The sequence below is a fragment of the Streptomyces echinoruber genome, from assembly GCF_014651135.1.
Lineage (GTDB): Bacteria > Actinomycetota > Actinomycetes > Streptomycetales > Streptomycetaceae > Streptomyces > Streptomyces echinoruber.
In genome coordinates, this window is sequence record NZ_BMWH01000015.1 from 86910 (window position 1) to 113576 (window position 26667).

General features: G+C 74.1%; 28 protein-coding genes and 1 pseudogene. 15 read left to right on the forward strand and 14 right to left on the reverse strand.

Annotated elements, in window-relative coordinates; genetic code table 11:
* Window positions 1–295: 295 nt before the first annotated feature.
* Window positions 296–1336, reverse strand: a complete 1041-nt coding sequence (locus IE225_RS18400; protein ID WP_190058640.1) for an HAAS signaling domain-containing protein — start codon at window positions 1334–1336, stop codon at window positions 296–298.
* A 289-nt stretch (window positions 1337–1625) separates the two neighbouring features.
* On the opposite strand from IE225_RS18400, the gene IE225_RS18405 reads away from it, so the two are divergent.
* Together IE225_RS18405 and IE225_RS18410 are read left to right on the forward strand one after the other, a co-directional pair.
* A complete protein-coding gene (locus IE225_RS18405) occupies window positions 1626–4274 on the forward strand; it encodes a helicase C-terminal domain-containing protein (RefSeq protein ID WP_190058641.1) in 2649 nt (882 codons plus the stop codon).
* A gap of 100 nt (window positions 4275–4374) precedes the next feature.
* Window positions 4375–6018, forward strand: a complete 1644-nt coding sequence (locus IE225_RS18410; RefSeq protein WP_190058642.1) for a DNA repair helicase XPB — start codon at window positions 4375–4377, stop codon at window positions 6016–6018.
* Window positions 6019–6125: 107 nt separating this feature from the next.
* On the opposite strand, the gene IE225_RS18415 is transcribed toward IE225_RS18410, so the two are convergent.
* Window positions 6126–6524, reverse strand: coding sequence for a hypothetical protein (locus IE225_RS18415; protein ID WP_229879675.1), 399 nt, complete (start codon window positions 6522–6524; stop codon window positions 6126–6128).
* 252 nt (window positions 6525–6776) lie between these two features.
* Window positions 6777–6986 (reverse strand): hypothetical protein, encoded by a 210-nt coding sequence (locus IE225_RS18420; RefSeq protein ID WP_190058643.1) that lies wholly within the window; start codon window positions 6984–6986, stop codon window positions 6777–6779.
* A gap of 492 nt (window positions 6987–7478) precedes the next feature.
* Here IE225_RS18420 and IE225_RS18425 point away from each other — a divergent pair, with 492 nt between their 5' ends.
* Entirely contained in the window at window positions 7479–9548 is a 2070-nt protein-coding gene (locus IE225_RS18425) for a HelD family protein (RefSeq protein WP_506004982.1), read from the forward strand.
* Between the two features lie 91 nt (window positions 9549–9639).
* On the opposite strand, the gene IE225_RS18430 is transcribed toward IE225_RS18425, so the two are convergent.
* From IE225_RS18430 to IE225_RS18450, 5 genes are all read right to left on the reverse strand, one after another.
* Window positions 9640–10356, reverse strand: a complete 717-nt coding sequence (locus IE225_RS18430; protein WP_190058644.1) for a copper homeostasis protein CutC — start codon at window positions 10354–10356, stop codon at window positions 9640–9642.
* 96 nt (window positions 10357–10452) lie between these two features.
* Window positions 10453–11130, reverse strand: a complete 678-nt coding sequence (locus tag IE225_RS18435) for a maleylpyruvate isomerase family mycothiol-dependent enzyme (RefSeq protein WP_190058645.1) — start codon at window positions 11128–11130, stop codon at window positions 10453–10455.
* A 148-nt stretch (window positions 11131–11278) separates the two neighbouring features.
* Window positions 11279–12181, reverse strand: coding sequence for a DUF3800 domain-containing protein (locus IE225_RS18440; protein ID WP_190058646.1), 903 nt, complete (start codon window positions 12179–12181; stop codon window positions 11279–11281).
* Between the two features lie 159 nt (window positions 12182–12340).
* Entirely contained in the window at window positions 12341–12544 is a 204-nt protein-coding gene (locus tag IE225_RS18445) for a DUF397 domain-containing protein (RefSeq protein ID WP_190058647.1), read from the reverse strand.
* Complete coding sequence (locus tag IE225_RS18450) at window positions 12541–13383, reverse strand: helix-turn-helix domain-containing protein (protein WP_190058648.1); 843 nt, start codon at window positions 13381–13383, stop codon at window positions 12541–12543. The genes IE225_RS18445 and IE225_RS18450 overlap by 4 nt, the downstream gene beginning before the upstream one ends.
* Before the next feature lie 110 nt (window positions 13384–13493).
* On the opposite strand from IE225_RS18450, the gene IE225_RS18455 reads away from it, so the two are divergent.
* The 5 genes and pseudogenes from IE225_RS18455 to IE225_RS18475 all read left to right on the forward strand — a co-directional run.
* Window positions 13494–14021, forward strand: coding sequence for an ATP-binding protein (locus IE225_RS18455; protein WP_190058649.1), 528 nt, complete (start codon window positions 13494–13496; stop codon window positions 14019–14021).
* Window positions 14022–14061: 40 nt separating this feature from the next.
* Window positions 14062–14706 carry an HD domain-containing protein gene (locus tag IE225_RS18460; RefSeq protein WP_190058650.1) on the forward strand — a complete coding sequence of 215 codons (645 nt, stop codon included), beginning with the start codon at window positions 14062–14064 and terminating at the stop codon, window positions 14704–14706.
* 54 nt (window positions 14707–14760) lie between these two features.
* Window positions 14761–15057: a hypothetical protein gene (locus tag IE225_RS18465; RefSeq protein ID WP_190058651.1), complete on the forward strand. Its 297-nt coding sequence runs from the start codon at window positions 14761–14763 to the stop codon at window positions 15055–15057.
* Between the two features lie 17 nt (window positions 15058–15074).
* Window positions 15075–15353: a hypothetical protein gene (locus IE225_RS18470; RefSeq protein ID WP_190058652.1), complete on the forward strand. Its 279-nt coding sequence runs from the start codon at window positions 15075–15077 to the stop codon at window positions 15351–15353.
* A 28-nt stretch (window positions 15354–15381) separates the two neighbouring features.
* Window positions 15382–15861: pseudogene (locus tag IE225_RS18475) on the forward strand (GNAT family N-acetyltransferase); the annotation flags it as partial.
* Here the strand turns inward: IE225_RS18475 and IE225_RS18480 are convergent.
* Both IE225_RS18480 and IE225_RS18485 read right to left on the reverse strand, forming a co-directional pair.
* The gene (locus IE225_RS18480; protein WP_190058654.1) at window positions 15843–16121 is read right to left on the reverse strand and encodes a DUF4031 domain-containing protein; all 279 of its coding nucleotides are present in this window, start codon (window positions 16119–16121) and stop codon (window positions 15843–15845) included. The pseudogene IE225_RS18475 and the gene IE225_RS18480 sit on opposite strands and share 19 nt — an antisense overlap.
* A 79-nt stretch (window positions 16122–16200) precedes the next feature.
* Entirely contained in the window at window positions 16201–16584 is a 384-nt protein-coding gene (locus IE225_RS18485; protein WP_190058655.1) for a DUF8819 family protein, read from the reverse strand.
* Between the two features lie 56 nt (window positions 16585–16640).
* Between IE225_RS18485 and IE225_RS18490 the strand changes: the two genes are divergently transcribed.
* The 3 genes from IE225_RS18490 to IE225_RS18500 all read left to right on the forward strand — a co-directional run bounded on the left by IE225_RS18490 (window position 16641) and on the right by IE225_RS18500 (window position 19462).
* Window positions 16641–17558, forward strand: coding sequence for a MurR/RpiR family transcriptional regulator (locus IE225_RS18490; RefSeq protein WP_190058656.1), 918 nt, complete (start codon window positions 16641–16643; stop codon window positions 17556–17558).
* A 148-nt stretch (window positions 17559–17706) separates the two neighbouring features.
* The gene (gene murQ, locus IE225_RS18495) at window positions 17707–18732 is read left to right on the forward strand and encodes an N-acetylmuramic acid 6-phosphate etherase (RefSeq protein WP_190058657.1); all 1026 of its coding nucleotides are present in this window, start codon (window positions 17707–17709) and stop codon (window positions 18730–18732) included.
* Between the two features lie 142 nt (window positions 18733–18874).
* The gene (locus IE225_RS18500) at window positions 18875–19462 is read left to right on the forward strand and encodes a hypothetical protein (RefSeq protein WP_190058658.1); all 588 of its coding nucleotides are present in this window, start codon (window positions 18875–18877) and stop codon (window positions 19460–19462) included.
* A 56-nt stretch (window positions 19463–19518) separates the two neighbouring features.
* Here IE225_RS18500 and IE225_RS18505 read toward each other — a convergent pair whose 3' ends face one another.
* On the reverse strand, window positions 19519–20643 hold the full coding sequence (locus IE225_RS18505) for an NADH:flavin oxidoreductase (protein WP_190058659.1): 1125 nt from the start codon (window positions 20641–20643) through the stop codon (window positions 19519–19521).
* Between the two features lie 114 nt (window positions 20644–20757).
* Complete coding sequence (locus IE225_RS18510) at window positions 20758–21177, reverse strand: hypothetical protein (protein ID WP_190058660.1); 420 nt, start codon at window positions 21175–21177, stop codon at window positions 20758–20760.
* Window positions 21178–21291: 114 nt separating this feature from the next.
* On the opposite strand from IE225_RS18510, the gene IE225_RS18515 reads away from it, so the two are divergent.
* Window positions 21292–22131, forward strand: coding sequence for a helix-turn-helix domain-containing protein (locus tag IE225_RS18515; protein WP_190058661.1), 840 nt, complete (start codon window positions 21292–21294; stop codon window positions 22129–22131).
* Window positions 22115–22324: a DUF397 domain-containing protein gene (locus IE225_RS18520; RefSeq protein WP_190058662.1), complete on the forward strand. Its 210-nt coding sequence runs from the start codon at window positions 22115–22117 to the stop codon at window positions 22322–22324. Before IE225_RS18515 ends, IE225_RS18520 begins: the two co-directional genes overlap by 17 nt.
* Here IE225_RS18520 and IE225_RS18525 read toward each other — a convergent pair.
* On the reverse strand, window positions 22300–24087 hold the full coding sequence (locus tag IE225_RS18525; protein WP_190058663.1) for a transglycosylase domain-containing protein: 1788 nt from the start codon (window positions 24085–24087) through the stop codon (window positions 22300–22302). The two genes, IE225_RS18520 and IE225_RS18525, sit on opposite strands and share 25 nt — an antisense overlap.
* Window positions 24084–25238, reverse strand: a complete 1155-nt coding sequence (locus IE225_RS33785; RefSeq protein ID WP_190058664.1) for a sigma factor-like helix-turn-helix DNA-binding protein — start codon at window positions 25236–25238, stop codon at window positions 24084–24086. The genes IE225_RS18525 and IE225_RS33785 overlap by 4 nt, the downstream gene beginning before the upstream one ends.
* Before the next feature lie 202 nt (window positions 25239–25440).
* Between IE225_RS33785 and IE225_RS18535 the strand changes: the two genes are divergently transcribed.
* Window positions 25441–25971, forward strand: a complete 531-nt coding sequence (locus IE225_RS18535; RefSeq protein ID WP_190058665.1) for a SigE family RNA polymerase sigma factor — start codon at window positions 25441–25443, stop codon at window positions 25969–25971.
* Window positions 25946–26611 carry a hypothetical protein gene (locus tag IE225_RS18540; protein WP_190058666.1) on the forward strand — a complete coding sequence of 222 codons (666 nt, stop codon included), beginning with the start codon at window positions 25946–25948 and terminating at the stop codon, window positions 26609–26611. Before IE225_RS18535 ends, IE225_RS18540 begins: the two co-directional genes overlap by 26 nt.
* Window positions 26612–26667 lie beyond the last annotated feature (56 nt).

Genomic DNA, 26667 nt, shown 5'->3' on the forward strand with positions numbered 1-26667 from the left:
GAGGGCCGAGGTGGACGCGGGGTCGGACTCGGAGGCGGAAGCGGATTCGGACTCGGAGGCGGGAGCGGACTCGGAGGCGGAAGCGGACTCGGACTCGGGCGGCGGAAGGGTCACAAGGTCATTCTGCAACCCGGGTACGGACCCGAAACCGCGCCCCCTCCCGCACCTCCGGCCCCCTTCCGCACCTCCAGCCCCCTCCCGCGCCTCCGGTCTCCGCCCCCGTCCCGGGAGACGCCCCAGGAGGCGCCCCGGGATCCGCCGCGACCGTCCCGTCCCGCTCCTGCGCCTCCGTTCCTCACCCCCGCACCCGCTGCGACCGCCACACCAGGAACAGCGCCGACAGCACCGCCGCGCCCCGCACCACCCAGGGCCAGGTCTGGGCGACGGCGTCGTTCAGGTGGCCCTCGGCGACGGGGGTGCCCCAGCGGCCGTCGGTGCGGCCCCACAGCCAGACGACGCCGGCGGCCAGGGCGAGGCCGGGCATGCCGAGGACGGCCCACTTGGTCTCCGTCTCCGTCAGCCGGCGCGAGGCCCAGGCGATGAGCCAGCCCAGCAGCAGCGGCACCCAGCTGCCGAGGACGGCACCGGCGACGAGGAGCGCGGCGGCGAGCAGGAGCAGGGGGTTGCTCCAGGTGCCCGCGCGGGGCAGCGGCAGCCGGCGGCGCGAGGCAGGGGCGTCGACGACGGCCTCCGCGACCGGAGCCACCCCCGCCTCCTTCTCCCCCTCGTCCTTGCCGTCCGCCTTCTCCGGCGTCAGCTCGCGCGGCGGCGGGGGCTTCAGCAGCTCCGGAACCTCCACGCCGCCGACGAACCCGGGCACCTCGTCCACCGCCCCGGGCGGTCCCGGCGCCACCCGCCACCAGTCGGTCCCGCCGCCGCTGCCGAGTTCCCGCTCGCCCGCCAGGTGCGGCGGCGTGGGCGCGTCGGCCCGCGGTGCCGACGGCGGTTGCGGTTGCGGTCGTTCGGCGGAGCGGGCGCGGGGCACCATCCGCCGCAGCCCCTTGGGCCGTTCGCCGCCGCTCTCCGGGTGCGGCGCGGCCGGCGTGGGCTGCGCGGGCACCGAGGCCGGGACCGCGCCGGCCGACTGCGGGCCGGCGTCCGCACCGCCGGTGCCGCCCGCCGCCGCGACCACCTCGTCGGGGCTGCCCAGCCGAGCGATGATGCGGCGCACGGCGGCGGGACTGTCGACGGGGGTCCTGGCGCGGCGCCGGTCGATCTCGTCGCGCAGCTCGGCCACCAGGCGCATGCGGGCGGCCGAGGGAAGCTGCCGCTGCTGGGCGACGTCACCGACGCGGCTCAGATACTCGTAGACGACCTGGTCGCTCTCAATCCCCAAGGAGCCCTCCGGGGCGGCTGCGTTGGATACGCCGGTGGGGACGAAGGTAGCGCAGACGGACGGCCCCACCCATCCCCGCCCGTCCCCGACCGTCACCATCCGCTCGCTCCCTCACCCGTCCCCGACCGTCACCACCCCGCTCGCTCCCCCGTCCGTCCCTCCCCGATCCGCTCGCTCCCTCACCCGTCCCCGCCCCTCGCCCCTGCCGGGCACCGTCACCCGTCCCCCACCCCGCTCTCCCCTTCTCCCCTGCCCGGCGCCGTCGCCCCGACCCGCTACCGTGGGTCGGATGAGCAAGGAGAAGCCGGCGGCAGCACCCCGTTCCCTCGCGGAGGACCTCCGCGCGCGGGACGACGCGTCCCTGGCCGCGCTCCTGCGCAGCCGTCCCGACCTGGTCACGCCCCTGCCCGCGGACCTCACGCAGCTCGCGACCCGCGCCGGGACGCGGGCCTCCGTCGTCCGGGCGCTGGAGCGGCTGGACCGGTTCGCGCTGCAGGCGGCGGAGGCGCTGGCGGTGGCGCCGGACCCGGCGACCCGCGGCGACCTGCTCAGCCTGCTGGCCGGGGACTCCGGGGACCCGGCCGTCGAGGCGGCGCTGCCCCGCGCCCTGGCCACGCTGCGCGAACAGGCCCTGGTGTGGGGTCCGGACGACCGGCTGCGGCTCGTCCGCACGGCACGCGAGCTGCTGGCGCCCTCGCCGCAGCACCCGTCGCCGACGGGCCTGGGCCCGACGGTGCGGGAGGCGGCGGCCGGGATGTCGCCGGGGCGGGTGCAGGAGATCGTCGCGGCGGCCGGGCTGCCCCCCACCCCCGACGCGGTGTCCGCGGTGGCGTCGCTCACCGCGCTGTTCACCGACCGCGTGCGGATGGCGGCGCTGCTGGCGCAGGCCCCGGCCGAGTCGCTGCAGGTGCTGGAGCGGCTGATGTGGGGCCCGCCGTACGGGCAGGTCACGGCCGATCCGGCGCCCCGGCTGCGGTGGCTGCTGGACCGGGGGCTGCTGCTGCCGACGGCGCCCGGCACGGTCGTCCTGCCGCGCGAGGTGGCCCTGCACCTGCGCGGCGGCCGGGCGCACCGCGCGCCGGAGCCGCTGCCGCCCGCCGTGGAGGCGGCGGCGACCCACGCGCCGCGGGTGGTGGACGCCACGGCGGCCGGGCAGGCGCACACGGCGCTGGCCACGGTCGAGGAGCTGCTGGACGACTGGGACGCGGGCGGGCCGGCGGTGCTGCGGGCCGGCGGGCTGAGCGTGCGGGACCTCAAGCGCACCGCGGTCGCCCTCGACGTGCCCGAGCCGCAGGCCGCGTTCTGGGTGGAACTCGCCTACGCCGCCGGGCTGCTGGCCTCCGACGGGGAGGCCGACGAGCGGTACGCGCCGACGCCCGCCTACGACGAGTGGCGCGAGCAGCCCGCGCCGCAGCGCTGGGCGCGGCTGGCCGAGGCGTGGCTGGCGGCGACCCGGACGCCGGGCCTGGTCGGCGGGCGGGACGCGAAGGACCGCACGCTGTCGGCGCTGGGCCCGGGCCTGGACCGCTCGGCGGCGCCGGAGGTGCGGCGCCGGGTGCTGACGCTGCTCGCGGGACTGCCCCAGGGCGCGGCGCCGACGGTGGAGTCGGTGCTGGCCCGGCTGCGCTGGGAGCGGCCCTCGCGCGCGGGGCGGCAGCAAGGCGGGGACGACCTGCGCGCGGGGCGGCAGCAAGGCGGGGACGACCTGCGCGCCCGGCTCGCGGAGTGGACCCTGCGGGAGGCCGAGCTGCTCGGCGTCACCGGGCGCGGCGCGCTGTCGGCGCACGGCCGGGCACTGATCGGCGCCCCCGCACGGCACGACACCCCCGCGCCGGAGCCGACGGGCCCGGGCGACAGGCTGCCGGTGCACCACCACCGCGCGCCCGCCCCGACGGCCCCGACGGAGAGCCCCACCCCCGCCGAGCAGGCGGCGTGTTCCGCCGCGGCCGCCCGCCTCCTGGCGCCCCTGCTGCCCGAGCCGCTGGACCACGTGCTGCTCCAGGCGGACCTGACGGCGGTCGCGCCCGGCCCGCTGCAGCGGCCGCTGGCCGAGACGCTGGGCCTGATCGCGGACGTCGAGTCCAAGGGCGGCGCCACGGTCTACCGCTTCACCCCGGACTCGGTGCGCCGCGCCCTGGACACCGGGCGGACCGCCGCCGACCTGCACGCCTTCCTCGCGGCCCACGCGCGCACCCCGGTGCCGCAGCCGCTGACGTACCTCATCGACGACGTGGCCCGCCGCCACGGCCGGCTGCGGGTGGGCGCCGCCTCGGCGTACGTGCGCTGCGACGACGACACGCTGCTCGACGAGATCCTCGCCGACCGGCGCTCCGCCGCGCTCGGGCTGCGCCGCCTGGCGCCGACCGTGCTGGCCGCCCAGGCCGACCCGGCCGCCCTGCTGGAGGGCCTGCGCGCGATGGGGTACGCGCCCGCCGCCGAGTCCGCCGAGGGCGACGTCCTGGTCAGCCGCCCGCAGTCCCACCACACCCCGCCCCGTACCCCGCCCGAGCCGGTGCCGGACGGCCCGCCCGTCCCCGACGACACCCTCCTCGCCGCCGCGGTCCGCGCCGTCCGCGCGGGCGACCGGGCCGCCACCGCCCCCCGCGAGCCGGCCTCCTCGGCCCCCTCGGTCCCGTCGGCCGCACCGGACGCGCCGTCCGCCGACGGCGCCCTGCCCCGCACCCCCGCCGCCGAGACCCTCGCCGCCCTGCAGGCCGCCGTCCTGACCGGCGAGGCGGTGTGGATCGGCTACGTCAACGCCGAGGGCGCCGCCGGCCGGCGCGTGATCGCGCCGGTCCGGGTGGAGGGCGGCTTCGTGACGGCGTACGACCACACGGCGGACGGGGTGCGCACGTACCCGCTGCACCGGATCACCGGGGTCGCGGAACTCGCGGACGACCGAGCGGGCGGCCGAGCAGACGACCGAGCGAACGGCTGAGCGGGCGGCGGCTGGGCGAACGGCCGAGCGGACGCCCGACGTTGATCATCCCCAGGTAGGGCACACTGGACGTTCGGCCGCGCGGAAGGGATGGACGTACGTGAACGGACCGCTGATCGTCCAGTCGGACAAGACCCTGCTCCTGGAGGTCGACCACGAGCAGGCCGACGACTGCCGCCGGGCCATCGCACCGTTCGCGGAGCTGGAACGGGCGCCGGAGCACATCCACACCTACCGGCTGACCCCGCTGGGCCTGTGGAACGCGCGGGCGGCCGGACACGACGCCGAGCAGGTCGTGGACGCGCTGGTGCAGTACAGCCGCTACCCGGTGCCGCACGCGCTGCTCGTGGACGTCGCCGAGACGATGGACCGCTACGGGCGGCTCAGCCTGGTCAAGCACCCGGCGCACGGGCTGGTGCTCACCACCACCGACCGGCCCGTGCTGGAGGAGGTGCTGCGCTCCAAGCGGATCAAGCCGCTGGTCGGGGCGCGCGTCGACGACGACACCGTGGCCGTGCACCCCTCCGAGCGCGGGCAGATCAAGCAGGTGCTGCTGAAGCTGGGCTGGCCGGCCGAGGATCTCGCCGGGTACGTCGACGGCGAGGCGCACCCGATCGAGCTGCGCGAGGACGGGTGGGCGCTGCGGCCGTACCAGAAGCAGGCGGTGGAGAACTTCTGGCACGGCGGCTCCGGCGTCGTCGTCCTGCCCTGCGGCGCCGGCAAGACGCTGGTCGGCGCGGGCGCGATGGCGCGGGCGAAGTCGACGACGCTGATCCTGGTCACCAACACCGTCTCGGCGCGGCAGTGGAAGCACGAGCTGGTGAAGCGGACCTCGCTGACCGAGGACGAGATCGGCGAGTACAGCGGCACGAAGAAGGAGATCCGGCCCGTCACCATCGCGACGTACCAGGTGCTGACGACGAAGCGGAAGGGCGTCTACCCGCACCTGGAGCTGTTCGACTCGCGGGACTGGGGGCTGATCGTCTACGACGAGGTGCACCTGCTGCCCGCGCCGGTGTTCAAGTTCACCGCCGACCTGCAGGCGCGGCGGCGCCTGGGCCTGACCGCGACCCTGGTGCGCGAGGACGGCCGCGAGTCGGACGTGTTCTCCCTCATCGGACCCAAGCGGTTCGACGCGCCGTGGAAGGAGATCGAGGCGCAGGGGTACATCGCGCCCGCCGACTGCGTCGAGGTGCGGGTCAACCTCACCGACTCCGAGCGGCTGGCGTACGCCACGGCCGAGACGGAGGAGAAGTACCGGTTCTGCGCCACGACGCCGACCAAGCGGAAGGTCGCCGAGGCGCTGGTGCGCAGGTTCGCCGGGCAGCAGATCCTCGTCATCGGACAGTACATCGACCAGCTCGACGAACTCGGCGAGCACCTGGACGCGCCGGTGATCAAGGGCGAGACGTCCAACGCGCAGCGCGAGAAGCTCTTCGACGCCTTCCGCGCCGGCGAGATCAACGTCCTGGTGGTGTCGAAGGTCGCCAACTTCTCCATCGACCTGCCCGAGGCCACCGTCGCCATCCAGGTCTCCGGTACCTTCGGCTCCCGCCAGGAGGAGGCCCAGCGGCTCGGCCGCGTCCTGCGCCCCAAGGCCGACGGCCACCAGGCCCACTTCTACTCCCTCGTCGCCCGCGACACCATCGACCAGGACTTCGCCGCCCACCGGCAGCGGTTCCTGGCCGAGCAGGGGTACGCGTACCGGATCGTGGACGCGGACGAGATCCTCGCGGAGAGCTGACCCACGCCCGCACCCGGGCCCGCACCCGGAGCCGGCCGGTGGACCGGTCGGCCGGAGGCGCTCCGGTCGGCCGGAAGTGCTCCGGTCGCCAGGGGAAGCTCCGGTCGTCAGGGGGCGGGCAGGGAGAACACCAACAGCAGCACGATCAGCGGCAGCAGCGACACGGCGGCCGCCACGGCGCGCGCGGCCGCCCAGCGGCGCGTCCAGGGCAGCGCCCAGGCGGTGACCCAGGCCTTGAAGGCGACCGGGGCGCCGAAGAAGAGCAGCCCGTAGATCCACTCCAGGGAGGTCGTCAGCGCCTGCGGGCAGTGGTCGGGGCCGCAGCCGTCGGTGGCCATGACCGACAGGCCGCCGAGGAAGACCGCCGCCGGGCCGAGGGGGCAGAGCAGGACGGTGGCGACGAGCGGCGCCACCCAGGCGTACCGGTCACGCGCGGCCAGGCCGTCGCGGGTGCCGGGGCGGCCGTGGGTGCCGGCGGGGAAGGGCGTGATGTGCTGCGCGGTCATGCGGGCAGTGAACCGCCCACGCTCGCGCCACGGCATCGGCGCGGGTACTCATCCGGGAAGTGCGCGGGTGTCTGCGCTACTCAGGCGGAACACCGGTACGACGCACACGGGACGCCGGATCGGCGGACGCGGGACGCCGACGGACGCGGGAGGCTGGATCGGCGGCGCGGGGCACCGGGCGGGCGTGCCGCGGTCCGCGATCCGCGGCGGGCGACGCGGGGCGGACCGGCGCGCGGCCGGGGCGCCGGCCGGTCACCGGCCTCGTACGGCCGGCTCCGCGGTGTACCTGCGGCGCACGCCGGCCTCCTCGGCGTACTCGCCCAGGACGACCACCTCGACCGCGGTGCCCGCGAACACCTTCAGGGCCCGCAGCGCGTCGCCGAGGCGGTGGCGGTGGCCGCCCCGGGCGGCGGTGGCACCGGCCGGCCGGACGGGAGCTGGGTTGACGGCTGCTGCACTCATGTCTCCATCGTGCGTCTCGGGACACAAGGCGCACATCACCCTCCGGGGCCGTCCCGCGGGCCCGCGCGTCCCCCTGCGGACGGACTCGGGCCCCTCCCCGGGCGGACGCCCGCCCCTAAGGGGCCCGGAGCCCGGTGCCCGAGGAGCCCAGCACCCGGTGCCTGAGGGACCCGAAGCCCGGTGTCCGAGGGGCCCGGCACCCGGCCGCAGAACTCCGTACGCCGCCCACCGGGCGCATGACGGGGCACCCGCAAACATGACGGGGCACCCGCAAAGCAGAACCACGAATTCCGGCGTGGACCGGACCCGCCGACCGGAAAACCGTTGGCGTCCGTCCGGTCGGGCGGCCTAGAATCCCCGCTCTTGCCCGCCTCCCTCGACGGAGTGCCGCCGCCCGGACGGAAACCGGCCGGCATCCCCAGCCGCGCTCGGCGGCGACGCATTGCGCAGCCCCTCACGCAGCATCACGCAGCAGGCCCTGGAGGCACCCCCGTGTCCACCGTGTCCACGTCCACGCCCACGCCCGCCCCCGCCGACGATCCGCTCGCCCGCGAACGCGCCCATCTGGCCGCGTCCCGCGCCGCCCTGCGGGAGATGCGCGAGGAGGTGGAGGCGCTCGACATCCGCGACGTGGCGGCGAACTGGGTCAACGCGCAGGTCCTCAAGCGCCAGATCGACGAGCGCATCGAGGCGCTGGCCGACCTCAGCGACACCCCGCTGTTCTTCGGCCGCCTCGACTACCTGCACGCGCCCGGCGCCGAGCAGGCCGAGGGGGCGGACGGCGAGAAGTTCTACATCGGGCGGCGGCACGTGCACGACGCCGACGGCGACCCCATGGTCGTCGACTGGCGCGCGCCGGTGTCACAGCCGTTCTACCGGGCGTCCCAGCAGGACCCGATGGACGTCGCGCTGCGCCGCCGCTTCGGTTACACCGGCGGCGAGTTGACGGCGTACGAGGACGAGCACCTGTCGGACCCGGCGGAGGCGGCGAAGACCAGCAGGCTGCTGCAGCGGGAGATCGAGCGGCCGCGCGTCGGCCCGATGCGCGACATCGTGGCGACGATCCAGCCCGAGCAGGACGAGATCGTGCGCGCCGGTCTGACCGGCACGGTGTGCGTGCAGGGCGGCCCCGGCACCGGTAAGACGGCGGTGGGCCTGCACCGGGTCGCGTACCTGCTGTACGCCCACCGGGAGCGGCTGGCCCGCTCCGGCACCCTCGTCATCGGGCCCAACCGCAGTTTCCTGCGCTACATCGAGCAGGTCCTGCCCGCCCTGGGTGAGTTGACGGTTCGTCAGGCGACCGTCGAGGACCTGGTCGCGCAGCACGCCGAGGTGCGCGGCAGTGACGACGCCACCGCCGCCGCCGTCAAGGGCGACGCCCGCATGGCCCAGGTGCTGCGCCGGGCCCTGTACTCCCACGTGACGCTGCCCACCGAGCCGGTCGTGGTGGTGCGCGGCTCCCGCCACTGGCGTATCCCGGCGTACGAAGTCGAGGAGATCGTGAGGGAGTTGCTGGAGCGCGGCATCCGTTACGGCGCCGCCCGCGAGGCCCTGCCGCAGCGCATCGCGCACGCCGTGCTGGTACGGATGGAGCAGGCCGGCGAGGCACCGGACGACCGGGTGCAGGACGCCGTCGCCCGCAACACGGCGGTCCGGGCGGCCGTGAAGGCGATCTGGCCGCAGGTCGACCCGGCCAAGCTCGTCCTGCGCCTGCTGTCCGACCCCGCCTTCCTCGCCGAGCACGCCGCCGGCCTGCTCACCGAGGACGAGCAGAAGGCGATCCTGTGGGCGAAGCCGCCGCGGTCGGTGAAGTCGGCCAAGTGGTCGCCGGCCGACGCCGTCCTGATCGACGAGGCCGCCGACCTGATCCAACGCACCCCGTCCCTGGGTCACGTCGTCCTGGACGAGGCGCAGGACCTGTCCCCCATGCAGTACCGGGCGGTCGGCCGGCGCTGCTCCACCGGGTCGGCGACCGTCCTGGGCGACCTGGCCCAGGGCACCACGCCCTGGGCGACGCGCAGTTGGCGGGAGGCCCTGGCCCACCTCGGCAAACCGGACGGCGTGGTGGAGGAGCTGACGGCGGGCTTCCGCGTCCCCACGGACGTCATCACGTACGCCTCCCGCCTCCTGCCGCACATCGCCCCGGAGCTGACGCCGGTGCGCTCCATCCGCGAGAACCCGGGCCTGTTCGAGGTCCGCCCGGTCACCGGCGACGCCGACGTGGTCGCCGCCTGCCGGGAGCTGCTGCGGCGGGAGGGCTCCCTCGGCCTGATCGCCGCCGACGCCCGCGTCCCCGCCCTCGCCGAGGCGCTGGAGCGGGCGGGCCTGGCCTACCTCGACCCGGGCCGGGAGACGACCCCGGACGTCCGGCTCACGCTGGTGCCGGCCTCGCTCGCCAAGGGCCTGGAGTACGACTACGTCGTCCTCGACGAGCCCCGGGCCGTCGTCGACGGCGAACCCGACGAGCGCACCGGCCTGCGCCGCCTGTACGTGGCGCTGACCCGGGCCGTGTCGGGCCTGGTCGTCACGCACGCGGGCCCGCTGCCACCGCAGCTCGGATAGCCGTCCCACACGCGGGCCCGCTGCCACCGCAGCTCGGACAGCCGTCCCACACGCGAGCCCGCTACCACCGCAGCTCGGGTAGCCGGGCCGGTCACGGCACGGGTGCGGGCTCCTCGTCCAGCACCCGGCGCCACCGCGCCACCGCCGCCCGCGACACCGGCCCGGCCCAGCCGTCCGGGCGGGCCGCGCCGCCGATGTGGAAGGCGTCGACACCGGCGGCGAGCAGGGCGGGCACGTGGTCGAGGCGCAGCCCGCCGCCGACCAGGAGCTGCTGGCGGTAGCCGGGCCGGCCGCGCAGGCGGGCCTCCTCCAGGAGGGTGTCCATACCGGCGTCCACACCGTCGGCGGAACCGGCGGTGAGGTAGGTGTCCAGGCCGGGCAGCCCGGCCAGGCGGCGGCGCAGCGCGGCGCGGTCGGCGGCGCGGTCGATGGCGCGGTGGAAGGTCCACCGGCAGCCGTCCAGGGCGCCGACGACCCGTTCCACGGCGTCCAGGTCGACCCCGCCGTCGGCGTCGAGGAACCCGAGCACGAACTCCTCGGCCCCCGCCGCCCGCATCTCCCGCGCCGCGCCGACCAGCCGTTCGACGTCCCCGGCGTCCCCGGCGGTGAAGCCGTCCGTCAGCCGCAGCATCACGCGCAGCGGGAGGTCGACGGCGGCGCGGATCTCGCCGACGGTGCGCGGTGACGGGGTGAGCCCGTCGGCCGCCATGTCGGCGACCACTTCGAGGCGGTCCGCGCCTCCGGCCTGGGCGGCGACCGCGTCCCCGGCGTCGAGGGCGATCACCTCCAGGACTGCACGCGTGCTCATGGAACCCCTTCCGTTCGGCCACCCGGAGCGACTACAGGTCTAGTCCAATCTCAGGGTACGGGGGAAGGGCGCCCGCGGGACGTCGGGTATCGGCCGTCAGCCGTAGAGATTCAGCTCGCGCTCCTCGGCGCCCGCCAGTTCGTAGGTCGCCCCGGACGGCGGGCGCCCCGTGTACAGCCGGACGAGGGTGGGCGCGTCGCCGATGAAACGGGCGGGGGGACGCTCGCCGGTGGGATCGCCGAGGCGGAGCGGCTCGTCCAGGTCGTCGAGGTCGGCGTGGAGCGGCACGCCACCGCGTGCGCGGGTGACCTGGGCGAGCAGGGCGAGCGCGTGCGGCAGACCCGCGCCGGCGTACGCGCCGGGCTCGCCGAGCGCCTCGCGCACGTCACCGGCGTGCACCCACTCGCCCAGCGCGATCCCGTCCAGCGCGCCGTCCGACGCGGCGATCACCGGGCCGGCTTCGGTCATGCCGCGCTCGAGCTCGTCGACGACCTGCGCGTGCGTCCAATCGGCCCGCTCGGCGATGTCCCGGTCGTTGGACTCCGGGGAGAACACCCCCTCCTCGAACCGGTGCTCCACCACCCGGGTCAGCGCGGCCGAGCAGTGCGCCAGCACGTCCCGCACCGTCCATCCCGGGCACGCGGCGACCGGCCGCGCGAAGTCCGCCTCGGGCCGCGCCCGCAGCAACGGGACCAGCGCGTCCCGCTCGGTCGCCAGGAGCCGCCCGGGCAGCTCGGGATCCCGTACGCCGTGCACATCCGCAGGAGTAGTCATGGTCCCCACGCTAACGCCGACCCACCGCGCCACCTGTGCACAAGCCGTGCACGTCCGCGACGGCCCACACACCGGAACAGTGCAGGCCCGCCGCCCCGGAACAGTGCAGGCCACCCGCCCCGACGACCACCCGGCCCGGCACCACCCGCTACGTGCTCGACAACTCGCCCCTGTCCACCTGCTGTGCGGGAATGACGGCGCTCACCGCGGCGGGCTTTCCAGATCCGAACATCAGGTTCGACGACTGCGCGGTTCGCCGGTCGGACACCACGATGCCGCCGCGCCACTTGCCCACCGGATCCTGATACCGGAACTGGAGCTTCTTCAGCCGCTCCCCGAACTGCTCCCTCAGCGGGCGATACGCGTCGTCGCAGTGCACGTTCCAGGTCACGTCGCTCAGGTAGGCGTGACAGGCGATCGGGAACAGCAGGGAGGAGACGACGAGGTCGGAGAGCTGGAGCAGTGTATGCGTGTCACTGTGCCCGAAGACCGGCGACTCGATGACGCCCTTGAGACTGTCACCGCCCGCACGGTACTTGCGCGTCGTGACGCAGTGGACGTTCGGCGCGTTCTTCGACTTGGTACGGCTGTCCAGGATCATGACCCCCCGCGAGTGGCAGTCCAGCAACTGGGCCTGGAACGTCTCGGTCAGGCTCCCGACCGAGGTGCTGTACACGCCGGTCTCGTTGAAGGCGCGCCCCTCTTCCTTCACCCAGACGCGGGCCAGAAGGCGCGCTCCGTACCGCTCCAGCATGGCGAGAGCCGAGTCCAGGAGGAGCATCGCGGCCCGGCGCTCGTCACGGTTCCCCGCACGGATGTCCTTGCGGACGTCGGAACCCTTGATCTCCGTGTGGATCACTTCGGAGAGGTGGACGGCGCGACGCAACTGCGGCCGGAAATTCTTCTTGAGGCTTAAAAAGTCCCAGGTCATCTGCTTGATGTGGGAGTCGTGCACGGTGAAGCCACCGACGACGAGGACCGGCGGGGCGTCCGGTCTGGCAGGATCAAGAGTCTGGCCGTTACCCGCTTCGTCGATGTAGCACAGGTACAACGATCCCTCCTGGAAAGCACTCGGGCCGCCCCCGAAGGAGCGGCCCCAGGACCTGGTGCAGCCATATGCACCTTGCTTCTGTTTGCTACGGCCGATGCTGCCAAGGCGCGCCGGTGACGGTCAAGGCGACCGTTACGCCATGTTGACGTCGGTTTTCGGTCAGTGACGACGGCTGGTGTGGCCGACGAAGGCGGACCAGGAGGCGGGGGACACCGTGAGGAAGCCTCGGCCGGTGTCCTTGGAGTCGCGGATGTGGACGGAGTGAGGGAGAGCGGCGACCTCGATGCACTCGCCGCCCTCGCCACCGCTGTAGCTGGACTTGAACCAGTGGAGCGACTGTGCCTGGGACTGCTCGGTGTTCATAGCTCTCCTTGCAGCAACTTCTCGATATGGCGCACGGATTCGACAGGGGACAGAGCCTGTGCCCGCAGGATTCCATACCGCACGGCGAACCCACGCACGCTTTCCCTCTTGGTGATCACGCGCCCGTTGCCCTGGCTCTCCACATACGCGACTTGCTCCCCGCCTTCCGGGGTCATCAGCGTGAACGGGCCGTCCGCGCCCGCGTGATCGACGACCCGAGTCGGCATGACCTGGATCTCGACATGGGGATTCTCGGCGACAAGCCGGATGTGCTCCAACTGACCACGCAACACATCGACTCCGCCGAACGGCCGCTCCAGCACGGACTCCTCGATGACGAAGCTCAGCGTCGGCGCGGGCTTCCTCTCGTAGATCTTGTGGCGGGCCAGCCGCGCCGCCACCATCTCCTCGATCTCGTCCTCGCGCCGCCGCGGCCTGCGCACGGTGAACATGGTCCGCGCGTACTCCTCGGTCTGGAGCAGACCGGGCACGGCGAGCACCGCGTACGCGTGGAACTCGACGGCCTCCTCCTCGATCCGCGCTGCGTCGCGGAAGAAGGCCGGATACCGCGTGAGCGCCACGGCCCGCTTCATGGCGATCAACAGCCCGTCGCCGTCCAGCAGGCTGTCGAGCCGGTCGATGGTCTCCGGCCGTGGGATGCGACGCCCCTGTTCGATCGCGGCGATCTGCGCCTCGCTGTATCCGAGCTGTTGGGCGAGTGCGGCCTGGGTGAGTCCGGCCCGCTCGCGGAGGATCTTCACCTGCCTGCCGAAGCACCGCAGGAGTTCGTCGGCGGGGTCCGCTTCTCGCGCCGCCGTCTGCCCCGTGGTCTGCGCCATCGACCGTCCCCTTCCCTGCCCCGACAGTCACGTACAACACCCCCCACAGCAACGCTGTGTAAGGGATACGTCACTAGTCACCGTAGGTGTGGGGCGCGAAGCTCACCGGCATGACGACCGAAATTCCCCCGTTCGGGAAGACGGGGCAACTCACCGGCTCCGAGCTGCAGTTCGCCATGGCCTTCACCTCCACACCGCGCGGGGCCCGCCTGGCCCGGCGGCTCGCCTCCCATCGCCTGGACGCCTGGGGCTTCCCGTACGGCTCGGAAGTGAACGAGACGTTGACCCTGGTCGTGGCGGAACTCGCCGCGAACGCGGTGACCCACGGCCGTGTCCCCGGCCGCGACTTCCGTCTGAGCCTGACACTGACCACCGCCCGCGATCGCGTACGCGTCGAGGTCACCGACACCAGAGGCGACCGCTTGCCGCCGGCCCGGCCGTGCGCGCCGGAGAATCCCGAGGCGGAAGCAGGCCGTGGTCTGTGGTTGGTGACCTGCCTGGCGAGCCGGCTGTCCGTCGAGCCACGGGAAGGGGGCGGTCCCGGGAAGACGGTACGGGCCGAGGTGGATCTTCGCGGTGACGTGCGCGGGGCCGAGGAAGTCCCGGTCCGACCGGATGACCGTACGGCGGTGACGTGAGCGGGGCGGGTCCGGGCCGAGAACCAGGGAGAATGACCCCATGTCCGACCCAGACGCCCTGCGCGCCCGCTTCGTCCGCACCCTTCGGGCGGCCCGGGGCGCCGCCGACGGTTCCGACCCGGTGCCGTACGCCGACAACCTGCTCGCCCGCTGGCAGGAGCCGCAGCGCCGGTACCACACGCTCACCCACCTCGCGGCGGTCCTCGACCACATCGACGTCCTGGAGGCGTACGCGGCCGACCCGGACGTCGTACGCCTGGCCGCCTGGTTCCACGACGCCGTCTACCTGCCCGAGCGCTCCGAGAACGAGGAGCGCTCCGCGCGCCTCGCCGAACGCGCCCTCCCGGAAGCCGGGGTGAGCGCCGAGAAGACCGCCGAGGTAGCCCGCCTGGTCCGCCTGACCGTCACCCACGACCCCGCCGACGACGACTCGAACGGCCAGGTCCTGTGCGACGCCGACCTCGCGATCCTCGCCGCGCCCCCGTCGGCGTACGCCGCCTACACCGCCGCCGTCCGCGAGGAGTACCACTTCGTCCCCAGCGACGTCTTCCGCGAGGCCCGCGCCGACATCCTGCGCCGGCTCCTCGACCGCCCCCGCCTGTTCCGCACCCCGCACGGCACCCGCGCATGGGAGGCCACGGCCCGCTACAACCTGCGCGCGGAACTGGACCTGCTGACGCGGTGACCGCGCCCGAGGTAGCGTCGTGTCGTCGACCCCGCGCAGGAAGGATCACCTCCGGTGAGTGAACAGCCGCTCCAGCCGGAAGCGCCCGCGGAGCCGCCGCCCATGCGGACCCTCGGCGAGGTCCGCGCCGCTCTCGCCGCCGGGCTGGGCTTCCCCGGCGACCTCGCCCGCCTGGAGGCCGAGCTCGCCGCCACTCTCGACCGCGTCGACTACACCGATCTGCACGAGGTGTCCGAGCTGATCGCGGCCTACCGAGGCCACGTGCTGACCCGCTGCGACCCCGACTTCGACGCGTCCCTCGCCGAGGGCGTCGAACTGGCCCGGTCCCTCAAACGGGAGAACGGCCGTTGACCCACTCGGATGCCGTTGTGGAGATCACGCACACGGCTCGCAAACGACTGGAACTGTTGGGTTCCACAGCTCAGGCCGTCGTCGAGGACCTGCGCGCGGAACTGGAGCGAGCACACCACCTGGGGCGCCGTGTCCGGGTCATCGACCAGGGCGCCGAGGTCTGGGTGACCCGCACCGAGGCCCGCCCCGGCTGCCCCGCCCTGTCCGTGACCTACGTCTTCCTGCCTCACCCCCCGCCGCCGACCGGCGCCATCGTTTCCGTCGTACCGGACGACGCCGGGAACGAGGATGTGTAGAGCTCCGAGCGGCGATGGGGTGATCCGCGTCCCCACCCCCCGTCTCGTCCTCGGAGGCGTCACCCCCGCCGCCGCCCGCGACCTGCGCCTGGGCGGGGACGGGGGTTTCGCGTGGGTGGAGGGCGGTCCCTGCGAGGGGACGCGGGAGGCCGCGGGGATGGTGGTGCAGGCGCACGAGGCGGGGGTGCACCGGCCCGAGTGGGGGATGTTCGTGCTGGTGCGGCGGGAGGACGGGCGCGCGGTCGGCGCGATGGGCTTCCACGGCCCGCCGGACGGGGACGGCCGCGCCGAGGTCGGCTACGACCTGGCCGGGCCGGCCCGCGGCCGCGGTTACGCCACCGAGGCGCTGCGGGCGCTCGCGGCCCGGGCGCTGGCGCGGGAGGAGGTGCGGGCGCTGCGGGCCGTGGTGGAGCGCTGGAACACCCCTTCGCAGGGCGTCGTCACCCGCGCCGGCTTCACCCTGGCCGGCGAGGACGGCGGCAGGCTCGTCTACGAACTGCGCGGCTGAGCCGTCTTCTTGCGGCGGCGCAGGCCCGCGTGGATCAGCAGGCGCACCACCTCGCGGCTGCTGACCTCGACCGCGCCGGCGGCGACCGCGTCGGCGTGGCGGTGGGCCGGGATGTCGTAGTGGTCGCGTTCGAAGGCCCGCCGGGGCACGCCCAGGCGGGCGGCGAAGGCGTGGAGTTCCTCGTACGACTCGTCGCTGACGAGGTGGGACCACAGCCGTCCGTGGCCCGGCCAGGTGGGCGGGTCGATGTAGACGGTCACGGCGAGGGGACGGTCATAACGAGCGGGCGGTCACGGCGAGCGGCGGGCATGACGAGTGGGCGGTCACGACGAGCGGCGGTCACGACGAGGGCGTGCCGCCCGTCGCCTGCGCCAGTGAGCCGACCGCGGCGACCTTCACTCCGGCCTTGGAGCACACCCAGTGCGGGTCGGGGCCGAGTTCGGGTTCGACGGCGAGGGCGTGCGGGTCGCCGGAGGGGCACACCGGGCACAGCGGCCAGCGGCCGTGGCTCTCCAGCAGCGCGTCCTGGACGTCCTGCGCGATCAGGCCGGCGACGTAGGCGACACCGTCCGGCCACTGCTCCACCCACCAGCGCCGCTGGGCGACGGATTCCTCCACGAGCGAGACCACGTTCGCCTCGGCGACCTCACCCGCGACCAGGTCGGCGAGCACCCGGGCGCGGGCCGCGTGCAACGCCTGTTCCAGGGGGCTGACGGAGTCCATGCAGTCCATTGTGCGCACTCTTGACCCCGGCCAGGAACAGAAAATATCTTTCAGTGGTGGTCGAGAAGGTGAAGGAAACTTTCCAGCCCGCGCCCGCCGCCCTCGCCGCCAAGGTGCGCACGCTGGCCCCCTCCATGACCCGCTCCATGCAGCGGGTGGCCGAGGCCGTCGCGAGCGACCCGGTCGGCTGCGCCGCCCTGACCGTCACCGGCCTCGCCGAGCTCACCGGCACCAGCGAGGCCACCGTGGTGCGCACCGCCCGCCTGCTCGGCTACCCCGGCTACCGCGACCTGCGCCTGGCGCTGGCCGGCCTCGCCGCCCAGCAGCAGTCGGGCCGCGCCCCCTCCGTCACCGCCGACATCGCGGTCGACGACCCGATCGCCGACGTCGTGGCGAAACTCGCCCGCGACGAGCAGCAGACCCTCGCCGACACCGCCGCCGGGCTCGACACCGCCCAGCTCGCCGCCGCGGTCACCGCGCTGGCCGGCGCCCGCCGCACCGACGTCTACGGCATCGGCGCCTCCGGCCTGGTCGCCCAGGACCTCACCCAGAAGCTCCTGCGGATAGGTCTCATAGCCCACGCGCACAGCGACCCGCACCTCGCCGTCACCAACGCCGTGCAACTGCGCTCCGGGGACGTGGCCATCGCCATCACCCACTCCGGTTCCACCGGCGACGTCATCGAGCCGCTGCGCGTGGCCTTCGAGCACGGCGCGACCACGGTGGCGATCACCGGCCGCCCCGACGCGCCCGTCACCCAGTACGCCGACCACGTCCTGACCACCTCCACCGCCCGCGAGAGCGAGCTGCGTCCCGCGGCGATGTCCTCCCGCACCAGCCAACTCCTCGTCGTGGACTGCCTGTTCGTCGGCGTGGCGCAACGCACGTACGAGACGGCGGCACCGGCGCTGGCCGCGTCGTACGAGGCGCTCGCGCACCGCCACAGCCCGCGCGGCGGCACGACCCGCCGCTGACGGTCCGCCGCTGACGGGCCGCCGCTGAGGGTCCGCCCCTGACGGCCTCATGTCCTCCCCGCGCGCCCGCCCGCCCGAAGACGAAGACTGAAGACGACTGAAGACCGAAGACCGAAGACCGAAGACTCCGGAAAGAGCCGCCACCCCCATGACCTCCAGGCCCGCCACGCCCGCCACGCCCGCCGCGTCGCCGACGCCCGGCACCCCGTCCACGCCCGGCACCCCGTCCACACCCGACTCCCCGTCCCCGCCCGGCTCCCGCACCGTCCGCGCCGAGCTGGAGAAGCTGACCACCGAGGCGTTCCGCCCCGAGCTCGCCGAGATCGACCGGCTGCCCACGCTGGAGATCGCCCGGCTGATGAACGCCGAGGACGCCACGGTGCCCGCCGCGGTCGCCGCGCGGCTGCCCGAGATCGCCGCCGCGATCGACGCCGTGGCCGAGCGGATGGCCGGCGGCGGCCGCCTGGTCTACGCCGGCGCGGGCACCGCCGGCCGCCTCGGCGTGCTGGACGCCTCCGAGTGCCCGCCCACCTTCAACACCGACCCCGGCCGGGTCGTCGGCCTGATCGCGGGCGGCCCCGAGGCCATGGTCACCTCCGTGGAGGGCGCCGAGGACTCCCGCGAGCTGGCCCGGCGCGACCTGGCCGGGCTGGACCTCACCGCGCGGGACGCGGTGGTCGGCGTCTCCGCCTCCGGCCGCACCCCGTACGCCGTCGCCGCCGTGGAGTACGCCCGCGAGCGCGGCGCGCTCACCGTCGGCCTGGCCTGCAACCCCGGCAGCGCGCTCGCGGCCGCCGCCGAGCACGGCATCGAGGTCGTCGTCGGCCCCGAACTGCTCACCGGCTCCACCCGCCTGAAGGCCGGCACGGCGCAGAAGCTCGTCCTCAACATGATCTCGACGATCACGATGATCCGCCTGGGCAAGACGTACGGGAACCTGATGGTCGACGTGCGCGCCTCCAACGACAAGCTGCGCGCCCGCTCCCATCGCATCGTCGCCCTGGCCACCGGCGCCGGCGACGAGGAGATCGAACGTGCCCTGGCCGCCACCGACGGCGAGGTCAAGAACGCCATCCTGACCCTGCTGGCCGGCGTCGACGGCCCGACCGCCGCCCGCCTGCTGGAGGAGTCCGGCGGCCACCTGCGCGCCGCGCTGGCGGCGGCGACGGGCTGACCGCGGCGGCCCGAGGCCCGCGGCCGGGCGTGCGGCCGGGTGTGTGGCCGGGTGTGTGGCCGGGAGCGGGGAGCGGCATCCTGGAGAGGGGCCGGCCCCGCCACAGCCCGACGCCTGGGAAACGAAGGAGTGCGCGACTGCCATGAATCACGCCCACATCGCCGCGCTCGGCCGTGCGCTCCGGGTTCTGGGAGAACACGGGGAGGCGCTGAGCGCCGACACGCCGGACGCGCAGTTGCACGAGATCAAGGCGGACCTGCGGCGCGCCCTGGACCTGCTGGAGGAGGGCGTCACCTCCGAGGCGCCGACGACGCGGTGCGCCGAGCACCCGACCGGGCCGGTCGACGAGAGCGCCCCGGACCTGTGCCTGCTGTGCGAGACGCGGCGCCGCGCCGCCCGCCGGGCGCAGCTCACCGGCGGCTATCCGCGCACCCCCGAGGCCGACCGGCCCGCCGCCTCCGCGCCCTCCCGGTACGGCGTACGCGGCGACCGGCCGCAGCCGCAGCAGCGGTGGCTGCCGGAGCTGTGGAACGGGCGGGAGTGGCAGCTCTGCGGCACCCCGCGCCGGGACCGGCGCGAGGCCGAGCTGTACCTCGCCGCCCAGCGCCGGGGGCCGCGCCCCGCCATGGCGTACCGGCTCGTGCACGAGTTCACCGACTACGAGGTGCTGCGTGTGTGGGGCACCCCGGTGCGCGTCGACATCGAGCCCATGGGCAACGCCGGCCCCTGACGGCGGGAGGGGCCGGCCGACGACCGGTGGTCAGGTCAGCGTCTTCAACGACGGGGTCAGGTCAGCGTCTTCAGCGACGCCGCGTCGTACGGCTTCAGCTCGTCGAAGCGGCCCTGCAGCACCTTGGCCGCCCACTCGGGGTCCTGCAGCAGGGCGCGGCCGACGGCGACCAGGTCGAACTCGTCGCGCTCCAGGCGGTCCAGGAGGTTGTCGAGGCTGCCGACGGGGGCGCCCTCGCCCTGGAAGGCGTGGATGAAGTCGCCGTCGAGGCCGACCGAGCCGACGGTGATGACCGGGCGGCCGGTGAGCTTCTTCGTCCAGCCGGCCAGGTTCAGGTCGGAGCCGTCGAACTCCGGCAGCCAGTAGCGGCGGGTGGAGGCGTGGAAGGCGTCGACGCCGGCCGCGGCGAGCGGGGCGAGGAGGGCCTCCAGCTCCTGCGGGCTCTGCGCGAGCCTGGCGTCGTAGGCCTCCTGCTTCCACTGCGAGAAGCGGAAGATGACGGGGAAGCCGGGCGAGACGGCCGCGCGCACGGCGGCCACGATCTCCGCCGCGAACCGGGTGCGGGCCACCGGGTCGCCGCCGTAGGCGTCGGTGCGGCGGTTGGTGCGCTCCCACAGGAACTGGTCGATGAGGTAGCCGTGGGCGCCGTGCAGTTCCACGCCGTCGAAGCCGATGCGCTCGGCGGCCGCGGCGGCCTCGGCGAAGGCGCGCACCACGTCGTCGATGTCCTGCTGCGTCATCGCCCGGCCGGCGTTCTCGGTGCCGTCGACGAGGATGCCGGACGGGCCGACCGCCGGGGCCTCCGGGTAGGGCCGCTGCCCCGGTTTGCGGACCATGCCGACGTGCCAGAGCTGCGGCACGATCGTGCCGCCCGCCGCGTGCACGGCCTCGGCGACCTTCGCCCAGCCCGCCAGCTGCTCCTCGCCGTGGAACCGGGGCACCCGGTCGCTGAAGCCGGCCGAGGGGTGGCCGACGGTGGTGCCCTCGGTGATGATCAGCCCGACGCCGGCGGCGGCGCGGCGGGCGTAGTACGACACCACGTCGTCGCCGGGGACGCCGCCCGGGGAGAACATGCGGGTCATCGGGGCCATCGCGATCCGGTTCGGGACCGTGAGGCCGTTGAGGGCGATCGGACGCGAGAGGGTCTGGGCCGCGCGGGAGGCGGAGGACGTGACGGTCACGTGAGGGCTCCTCGTGAGTGACGCTGTTGACCGGACGGTATGTGTGCACGCATCGTTGCAGCATCTGAAGTAACCGTCTGTGCGCCGGCCCACATTCCGGCACCCCGAGCCCCCTCACGTGACACCCCTCACACGATCCCGGTTCAGCCGCCGCACCCGCTCCCGCAGCACCTCCTCCGGCGGCGCCGGCTCGACCGACTCCGGCGGACAGTCCCACTCCCGCCCGCCGCCCACGGGCCGCAGCCGCACACGGCCGCCCACGCGCCCCATCACCTCACCGAGCCGTCCGCTGCGCGTGTCGACGACGTACTCGGACGCACGGTTCAGGGCGGCCGCCAACCGTGAGGCCACGCCGAGATTGCAGCGCCCCAGGTCGACCAAGGCGTACGGATCCTCGTCCGAGACGCTCAGCGGGTCGACCCGGAGCGACGGCAGGACGACGCCGACCCGGTACAGGGCCGCGCGCAACCGCTCGACGGCTTCCTCGGCCGTCCGGGCGGGCCTCTCGCCGGCGGTCACATCCTTCGCTTCCATTGCGCCCATTCCTCCACGCTGGGTTTCGCATTCACCACACAGCGTGGCCGCCGACGGCCTAACCTGGCCAGACACGGCGTCCCAACAGACTCTGCTGTCGGACGAGGAGCAGTCATGGCAGGCCCCAAGGACCTCGACCCGTCGTCATCACCACGCGCCTTGCTGGGTGCGGAGTTACGGCACGCCCGTGAGCGGAAGGAGCTGAGCCAGGAGCAGTTGGGCCAACGGCTGTTCGTGAGCGGGTCGTTCATCGGGCAGTTGGAGGCGGGTACGCGGCGGATGCGGCTGGAGTTCGCGCGGATGCTGGACGAAGTCCTGGAGACCGAGGGCTTCTTCACGCGGAATTGCAAGGCGGCGGCCAAGTCGAAGTATGAGGAGGCCTTCGCAGACGCAGCGGACGCCGAGGCACAGGCCACGGCGATCAGACAGTACGCGCCGCTCCTGATCCCCGGCCTGCTCCAGACTCCCGCGTACGCACGGGCCGTGAACCGCGCGTACGACCCGACGGCACCAGAAGAGACCATCGACGAGTGGACGGAAGGCCGGATGGAGCGGACCCGTCTGCTCGACCACCCAACAAAGCCGATGTTGTGGACGGTGCTTGACGAGGCCGCGCTGCGCCGGGAGACCGGCAGCCGGGCGGTGATGGCGGAGGCGCTGCGTCACATCGCAGGCCTGGCCGGCCGGAGCCGGGTCATCGTGCAGGTGCTTCCGTTCAACGCGGGAGCGCACACGGCGATGATGGGTGCTCTGAAGCTGATGGACTTCGCGGACGCCCCACCGCTGGTCTACTTCGAAGGAGTGCGCACCGGTCGGCTGGAGGACGACCCGGCCACTGTCGCCCAACTGAGGTTCGTGTTCGATCTCTTGGTGGCCACCGCGCTCTCGCCGCAGAAGTCTCTGGCCCTGATCGAGGCGCTGGCGCAGGATTACGCCCATGAGAAACACCCCTGACCACGACCTGAGCACAGCCACCTGGCACAAGTCGAGCTACAGCCAAGGCGGCAACGACTGCCTGGAAGTCACCGCCGCCTTCCCCGCCCTCGTCCCCGTCCGCGACTCCAAGAACCCCCACGGCCCGAAGCTCGTGTTCCGGCCCTCCGCCTGGTCCGCGTTCGTCGATCACCTCAAGCGTCCCCAGAGTTGAGTCGCCGTCTGTTCCGCGAACCGCGTCGGTGACGGAGACGTCGGGAGCTGCGCGGGCACCGTTGTGCCCTTCTTCTCGCCCGGCTTGTCGGCGAAGAGGGCGACGGTCAGGGTGAGCCGGTCGTCGTAGGCGACGGTCCACACCGTGCGGCGGGTGATGCCGCCGCCCGCTCCCGCCGTGAACAGGTGCGCCGGAGGGCCGGCGGACGGGGCGGCCCGGAGGCCGCCCGGGACCGGCGCGGCCGTCGCGCGGGCCGTCCCTTCGGGCAGGACCCGGTGGCGGTCGGGGTGCGCGGAGTAGACGGTACGGCCGTCGTGGGTGATGCGGTCGACGGTGTACGGCGCGGCGTACACGCCGTCGGCCGCGACCGCCGCGTACGCCGATGTGAGCTTCAGCGGTGTGGGCGCGGCCGTCTTCGGGAACCCGGTGAGCGGCGCCCCGAACGGCCGGTCCGCCAGCGGCGTCATCGCCTCACCCGCCTCCACCGCCCCGCTCACCGCGTCGTTGAAGGGCTGCCGGGCGTAGTCCGACCCGCCGTACAGCACCCGCACCGCACCGTCGCCGGGCTCGATGCCGACGACCGCGGTGTGCAGCCGCACACCGCCCTTGGCGGACTTCAGGCTCTTGACCTGTTCCGCGGTGGAGTCCTGCAGGGGGAGGTCGAAGGTGGTGCGCACGGTGTAGCCGCCGCGCGCCAGCTCGTCCTCGCTGATGCCGAGCCGTTGGGCGGCCTCTTTCGCCGCGACGTCGATCAGGTACTGCCGCTGCCCGTCGGTCGCCCCGGGCGGATAGAACCGGAACGCCGGGAAGCGGGCCTCGGCCCGCTGTTTCGCCGTGATGTCCCCGCTCGCCGCCATCGCGTCCAGCACCCACTCCCAGCGGCGTTGGAGCGTCGCCGTGACCTTCGGGTCCGAGCCGGCCTTCTCGTAGTAGGAGGGCAGGTTGATGATGGCGGCCAGGGCGGCGCCCTGGGAGACCGTGAGGTCCTTGGTGTCGACGTCGAAGTAGTTGCGCGCGGCCGACTGGATGCCGGCGGCGCCCCGGCCGAAGTACACGGTGTTGAGGTAGCCCTCCAGGATCTCGTTCTTGGAGCGCGTACGGTCCAGCTTGAGCGCGATCAGCGCCTCGCGCGCCTTGCGCGACAGGGTCCGCTCGGGGCTGAGCAGCGCGTTCTTGACGTACTGCTGGGTGATGGTGGAGCCGCCCTGCCGCTCACCGCCGGTCAGCGCCGCCCCGACGGCCCGGACGAGGGCCTTCGGGGAGACACCGGAGTCGGTCCGGAAGGAACGGTTCTCCGCGGCGATCACCGCGTCCTGCACATACCGGGGAACCTGCGACAGCGGCACTTCCTGACGGTCCACCGGACCGCGGCGGCCCAGATAGGCGCCCTTCTCGTCGAGGAAGACGGTGCTCTGGACGACCGTGTCCGGGTGCGGCTCGGGAATGACGGTGAGCTGGTACGCGACGACGACCGCACCGACCAGCAGGGCGAGCAGGAGCAGGAAGGCGGCCAGCAGCCGGCGGGCGATACGGCCCCGGTTGCGGCGCAGCCGGACGCGGAGCGGGACGCGTCGCGAACGCGCGGATCCGGGCGCCGTTTTGAACGCCGTCCCGGGCCCCGCCTTCCTGCCCGCCTCCCGGGGCTCCTTCCCGCCCTCTTCCCTGGGCTCCTTCCCGCCCTTCTCCCCGGGCTTCTCCCCGAGCTTCTCCCCGGGCTTCTCCCTGGGTTCCTCCTTCGGCCCCTCCTTGAGCTCCGGGGTCATGCCCACCACCCCCCGCTCCGCAGCCGTGCCACGACGGTGCCCGCGGCGTCGTACACCCTGACGCCGTCACCGCCGTCACCGCCGCCACCGCCGTCACCGCCACCACTGCCGTCACCGCCGCCACCGCCGTCACCGACTCCGGCGACCCCGGCGCCCCCGGTGCTCCGGGCCTGCTCCATGCCCGCGACGACGAGCGTCTTGGCGTCCTGGGCGGACAGTGCCCTGGGCGCGTACCAGACGCCCCAGCCGGGGCTGCCCGCCAGGGTGAGCACCTTGGCCGTGACCTCGCCGTGGGCGGTGCTCAGCTCGACACGTCCCGGGTCACCGGAGACGCCGTAGTACAGGCCGGACAGGAAGTACCCGCCCTTCACCGGCTCCGCCTGCAGGGACACCCCCGGCTCGTGACGCGGGTAGGCGTCCAACCCGCGGAACTGGTCGGCCTGTTGCGGCGTCGACCAGTGACTGCCGTCCGCGGTCAGCCACATCTCCACGCCGGGCGCCGCCCGCACCCGCTCCCCGGGCGCCACGATCCGTACGGAATCCACCGCCCGGCCGGCCGCCGTACCGGCGGAGTCACCCCGGCCGCTCCCGGCGACCCGGCCGGCGGCGAGGAAGCCCCCGGCCACCAGCACCACCGCACAGGTTCCGGCGGCCACCGCGGCCCGGCGCCGCCGCCACGCCCGTCCCCGCGCGGTCACCTCATCCAGCGGAAGCGGGCCGGGGGTCACGTCCCCGGCCACGGTGGCGCAGGCCTCGCGCAGCCGCCGCGCATCGCCCCCGGCCGCCTTCGTCCCCCGCTTGGCGAGGTGGCGCACCGCGCCCTTGGAAACGCCGAGCAACTGACCGATCTGCGCGTCCGGCAGTCCCTCCCCGTACCGCAGCACCAGCACGGCCCGTTGCCGGGCGGCGCGCCGCACGAGCGGCCACGGGCGCCGCAGCCAGCTCCGCACGAGGTGACGCCGTACGTGGAAGTCGATGTCGTTGCGCGGAACGCGACGCCAGCGCGCGTACGTCCAGGTCAGCGTCCTTCTCGCCAGTTCCTCCGCCTCGGGCCGGTTCTCGGTGAGCAACATCGCGGTGACGAGGAGTCGAGGCCAGCAGGTGCGCGCGTAGGCGGCGAAGTCGTCATGGATCCGGGCGCCCGTCCGCATCGTCTTCTCCTTGGGTCACATGTGTTTCGATGTACGCCGCGCAGCGGCCCACGGGACCTGTACGCACGGGCGGGGCGGGCGGGTTGCACGGGAGACGAAAGATCCAGAGAGACGCAGAAGGACGCAGACGCAGAGGGACCCAGAGGGACCCAGAGAGACGCAGCAAGACTCAGCAAGACGCGGCAAGACTCCGGCGGAGGGCATGACCGAGGACGAGTTCGACGCTTTCTACGCGGCGGCCTTCCCCCGCCTGACCGGGCAGTTGTATGCCTTCACCGGAGACCACGGCGAGGCCCAGGACGTGGTGCAGGAGGCGTTCGTACGCGCCTGGGACCGGCGGAAGTCGTTCCTGGCCGACAGCGCCCCCGAGGCCTGGATCCGCACGGTCGCGGTACGGCTGGCGGTCAGCCGCTGGCGGCGCGCCAAACGCCGGCTGGAGCTGATGCGACGGCACCCGCCGCCCGAGCCGGTTCCCGGCCCGGGTCCCGAACACGCCGCGCTGGTGGCCGCGTTGCGCCAATTGCCCCAGGCGCAGCGGTTGGCGATCGTCCTGCACCATCTGTGCGACTTGAGTGTCGAGCAGGTAGCCTCCGAGACCGGCGCGCCCGTGGGCACGGTCAAGGCCCGGCTGTCCCGGGGCCGGGCGGCCCTGGCGAAGCAATTGGGCACGGACGAGGCCGAGGAGCCGGTACGGAAGGAGGGCGGCCGTGTCGGACGATCTCACCGCGGATGAACTGACCGCCGCGCTTCGCGGATTGGCGACGGCGAACGAGACGCCCCCGTCCGTCGCCGCCCCCGAGATCCGGCGCCGGGCCGTTCGCCGGGGCCGCCGTCGTCGCACGGCCCTCACCCTCGGCGCGGGTGCCGCGGCCCTCGCTCTGGCGGCGTTCGCGCTGACGCTGGGCTCGGGCGACGCCCCGGTCCGCCGTGAGGCCCCGGCGGTCACCGCGCCCCGGCTCCCGGCGTCCCCCACTCCCCGGTTCCCGGCGTCCCCCACCCCCACCACCCCTCTCTCGACCCCGGTCACCGGCACGGTGGACTTCGGCAAGCGGGCCCTGACCGTCGACGGCCGGGTCATGCCCATCACCTCGGGCTACCCGGTCCGCCCCGCCGCCGGCCTGCTGACCGTCGCCGCCACACTCGACCTCACCCGGGACACCGTCGACGAACTCGCCAAGTCCACCTGCAAGGTGGCCGCACCGTACGTGGTCGAACTCCGCGGCACCGACAACTCCAGCCTCTACGTCGGCTCCCTCACCTGCGCCCCCCGAGCCGGCGCCTGGATCGGCCTCGACGCGAAGAACGCCGTGTGGCTCTACCACAGGCTGCGGCCGGGCGACACGCTGTCGGTGGCGGTCACGCCGAGCGCCTGACGCCTGGCGCCGGCAAACGCCCCGGGGAAAACGCCGGAGGGCGGCACCCCCTGTTG

Excerpts from the sequence above, each read along its gene's own strand:
- IE225_RS18405 (WP_190058641.1), top strand. The coding sequence starts at position 1,626 with ATGAGCAAGGAGAAGCCGGCGGCAGCACCCCGTTCCCTCGCGGAGGAC.
- IE225_RS18415 (WP_229879675.1), bottom strand. The coding sequence starts at position 6,524 with ATGACCGCGCAGCACATCACGCCCTTCCCCGCCGGCACCCACGGCCGC.
- IE225_RS18420 (WP_190058643.1), bottom strand. The coding sequence starts at position 6,986 with ATGAGTGCAGCAGCCGTCAACCCAGCTCCCGTCCGGCCGGCCGGTGCC.
- IE225_RS18430 (WP_190058644.1), bottom strand. The coding sequence starts at position 10,356 with ATGAGCACGCGTGCAGTCCTGGAGGTGATCGCCCTCGACGCCGGGGAC.
- IE225_RS18435 (WP_190058645.1), bottom strand. The coding sequence starts at position 11,130 with ATGACTACTCCTGCGGATGTGCACGGCGTACGGGATCCCGAGCTGCCC.
- IE225_RS18445 (WP_190058647.1), bottom strand. The coding sequence starts at position 12,544 with ATGAACACCGAGCAGTCCCAGGCACAGTCGCTCCACTGGTTCAAGTCC.
- IE225_RS18450 (WP_190058648.1), bottom strand. The coding sequence starts at position 13,383 with ATGGCGCAGACCACGGGGCAGACGGCGGCGCGAGAAGCGGACCCCGCC.
- IE225_RS18455 (WP_190058649.1), top strand. The coding sequence starts at position 13,494 with ATGACGACCGAAATTCCCCCGTTCGGGAAGACGGGGCAACTCACCGGC.
- IE225_RS18460 (WP_190058650.1), top strand. The coding sequence starts at position 14,062 with ATGTCCGACCCAGACGCCCTGCGCGCCCGCTTCGTCCGCACCCTTCGG.
- IE225_RS18485 (WP_190058655.1), bottom strand. The coding sequence starts at position 16,584 with ATGGACTCCGTCAGCCCCCTGGAACAGGCGTTGCACGCGGCCCGCGCC.
- murQ (WP_190058657.1), top strand. The coding sequence starts at position 17,707 with ATGACCTCCAGGCCCGCCACGCCCGCCACGCCCGCCGCGTCGCCGACG.
- IE225_RS18500 (WP_190058658.1), top strand. The coding sequence starts at position 18,875 with ATGAATCACGCCCACATCGCCGCGCTCGGCCGTGCGCTCCGGGTTCTG.
- IE225_RS18510 (WP_190058660.1), bottom strand. The coding sequence starts at position 21,177 with ATGGAAGCGAAGGATGTGACCGCCGGCGAGAGGCCCGCCCGGACGGCC.
- IE225_RS18515 (WP_190058661.1), top strand. The coding sequence starts at position 21,292 with ATGGCAGGCCCCAAGGACCTCGACCCGTCGTCATCACCACGCGCCTTG.
- IE225_RS18520 (WP_190058662.1), top strand. The coding sequence starts at position 22,115 with ATGAGAAACACCCCTGACCACGACCTGAGCACAGCCACCTGGCACAAG.
- IE225_RS18525 (WP_190058663.1), bottom strand. The coding sequence starts at position 24,087 with ATGACCCCGGAGCTCAAGGAGGGGCCGAAGGAGGAACCCAGGGAGAAG.
- IE225_RS33785 (WP_190058664.1), bottom strand. The coding sequence starts at position 25,238 with ATGCGGACGGGCGCCCGGATCCATGACGACTTCGCCGCCTACGCGCGC.
- IE225_RS18535 (WP_190058665.1), top strand. The coding sequence starts at position 25,441 with ATGACCGAGGACGAGTTCGACGCTTTCTACGCGGCGGCCTTCCCCCGC.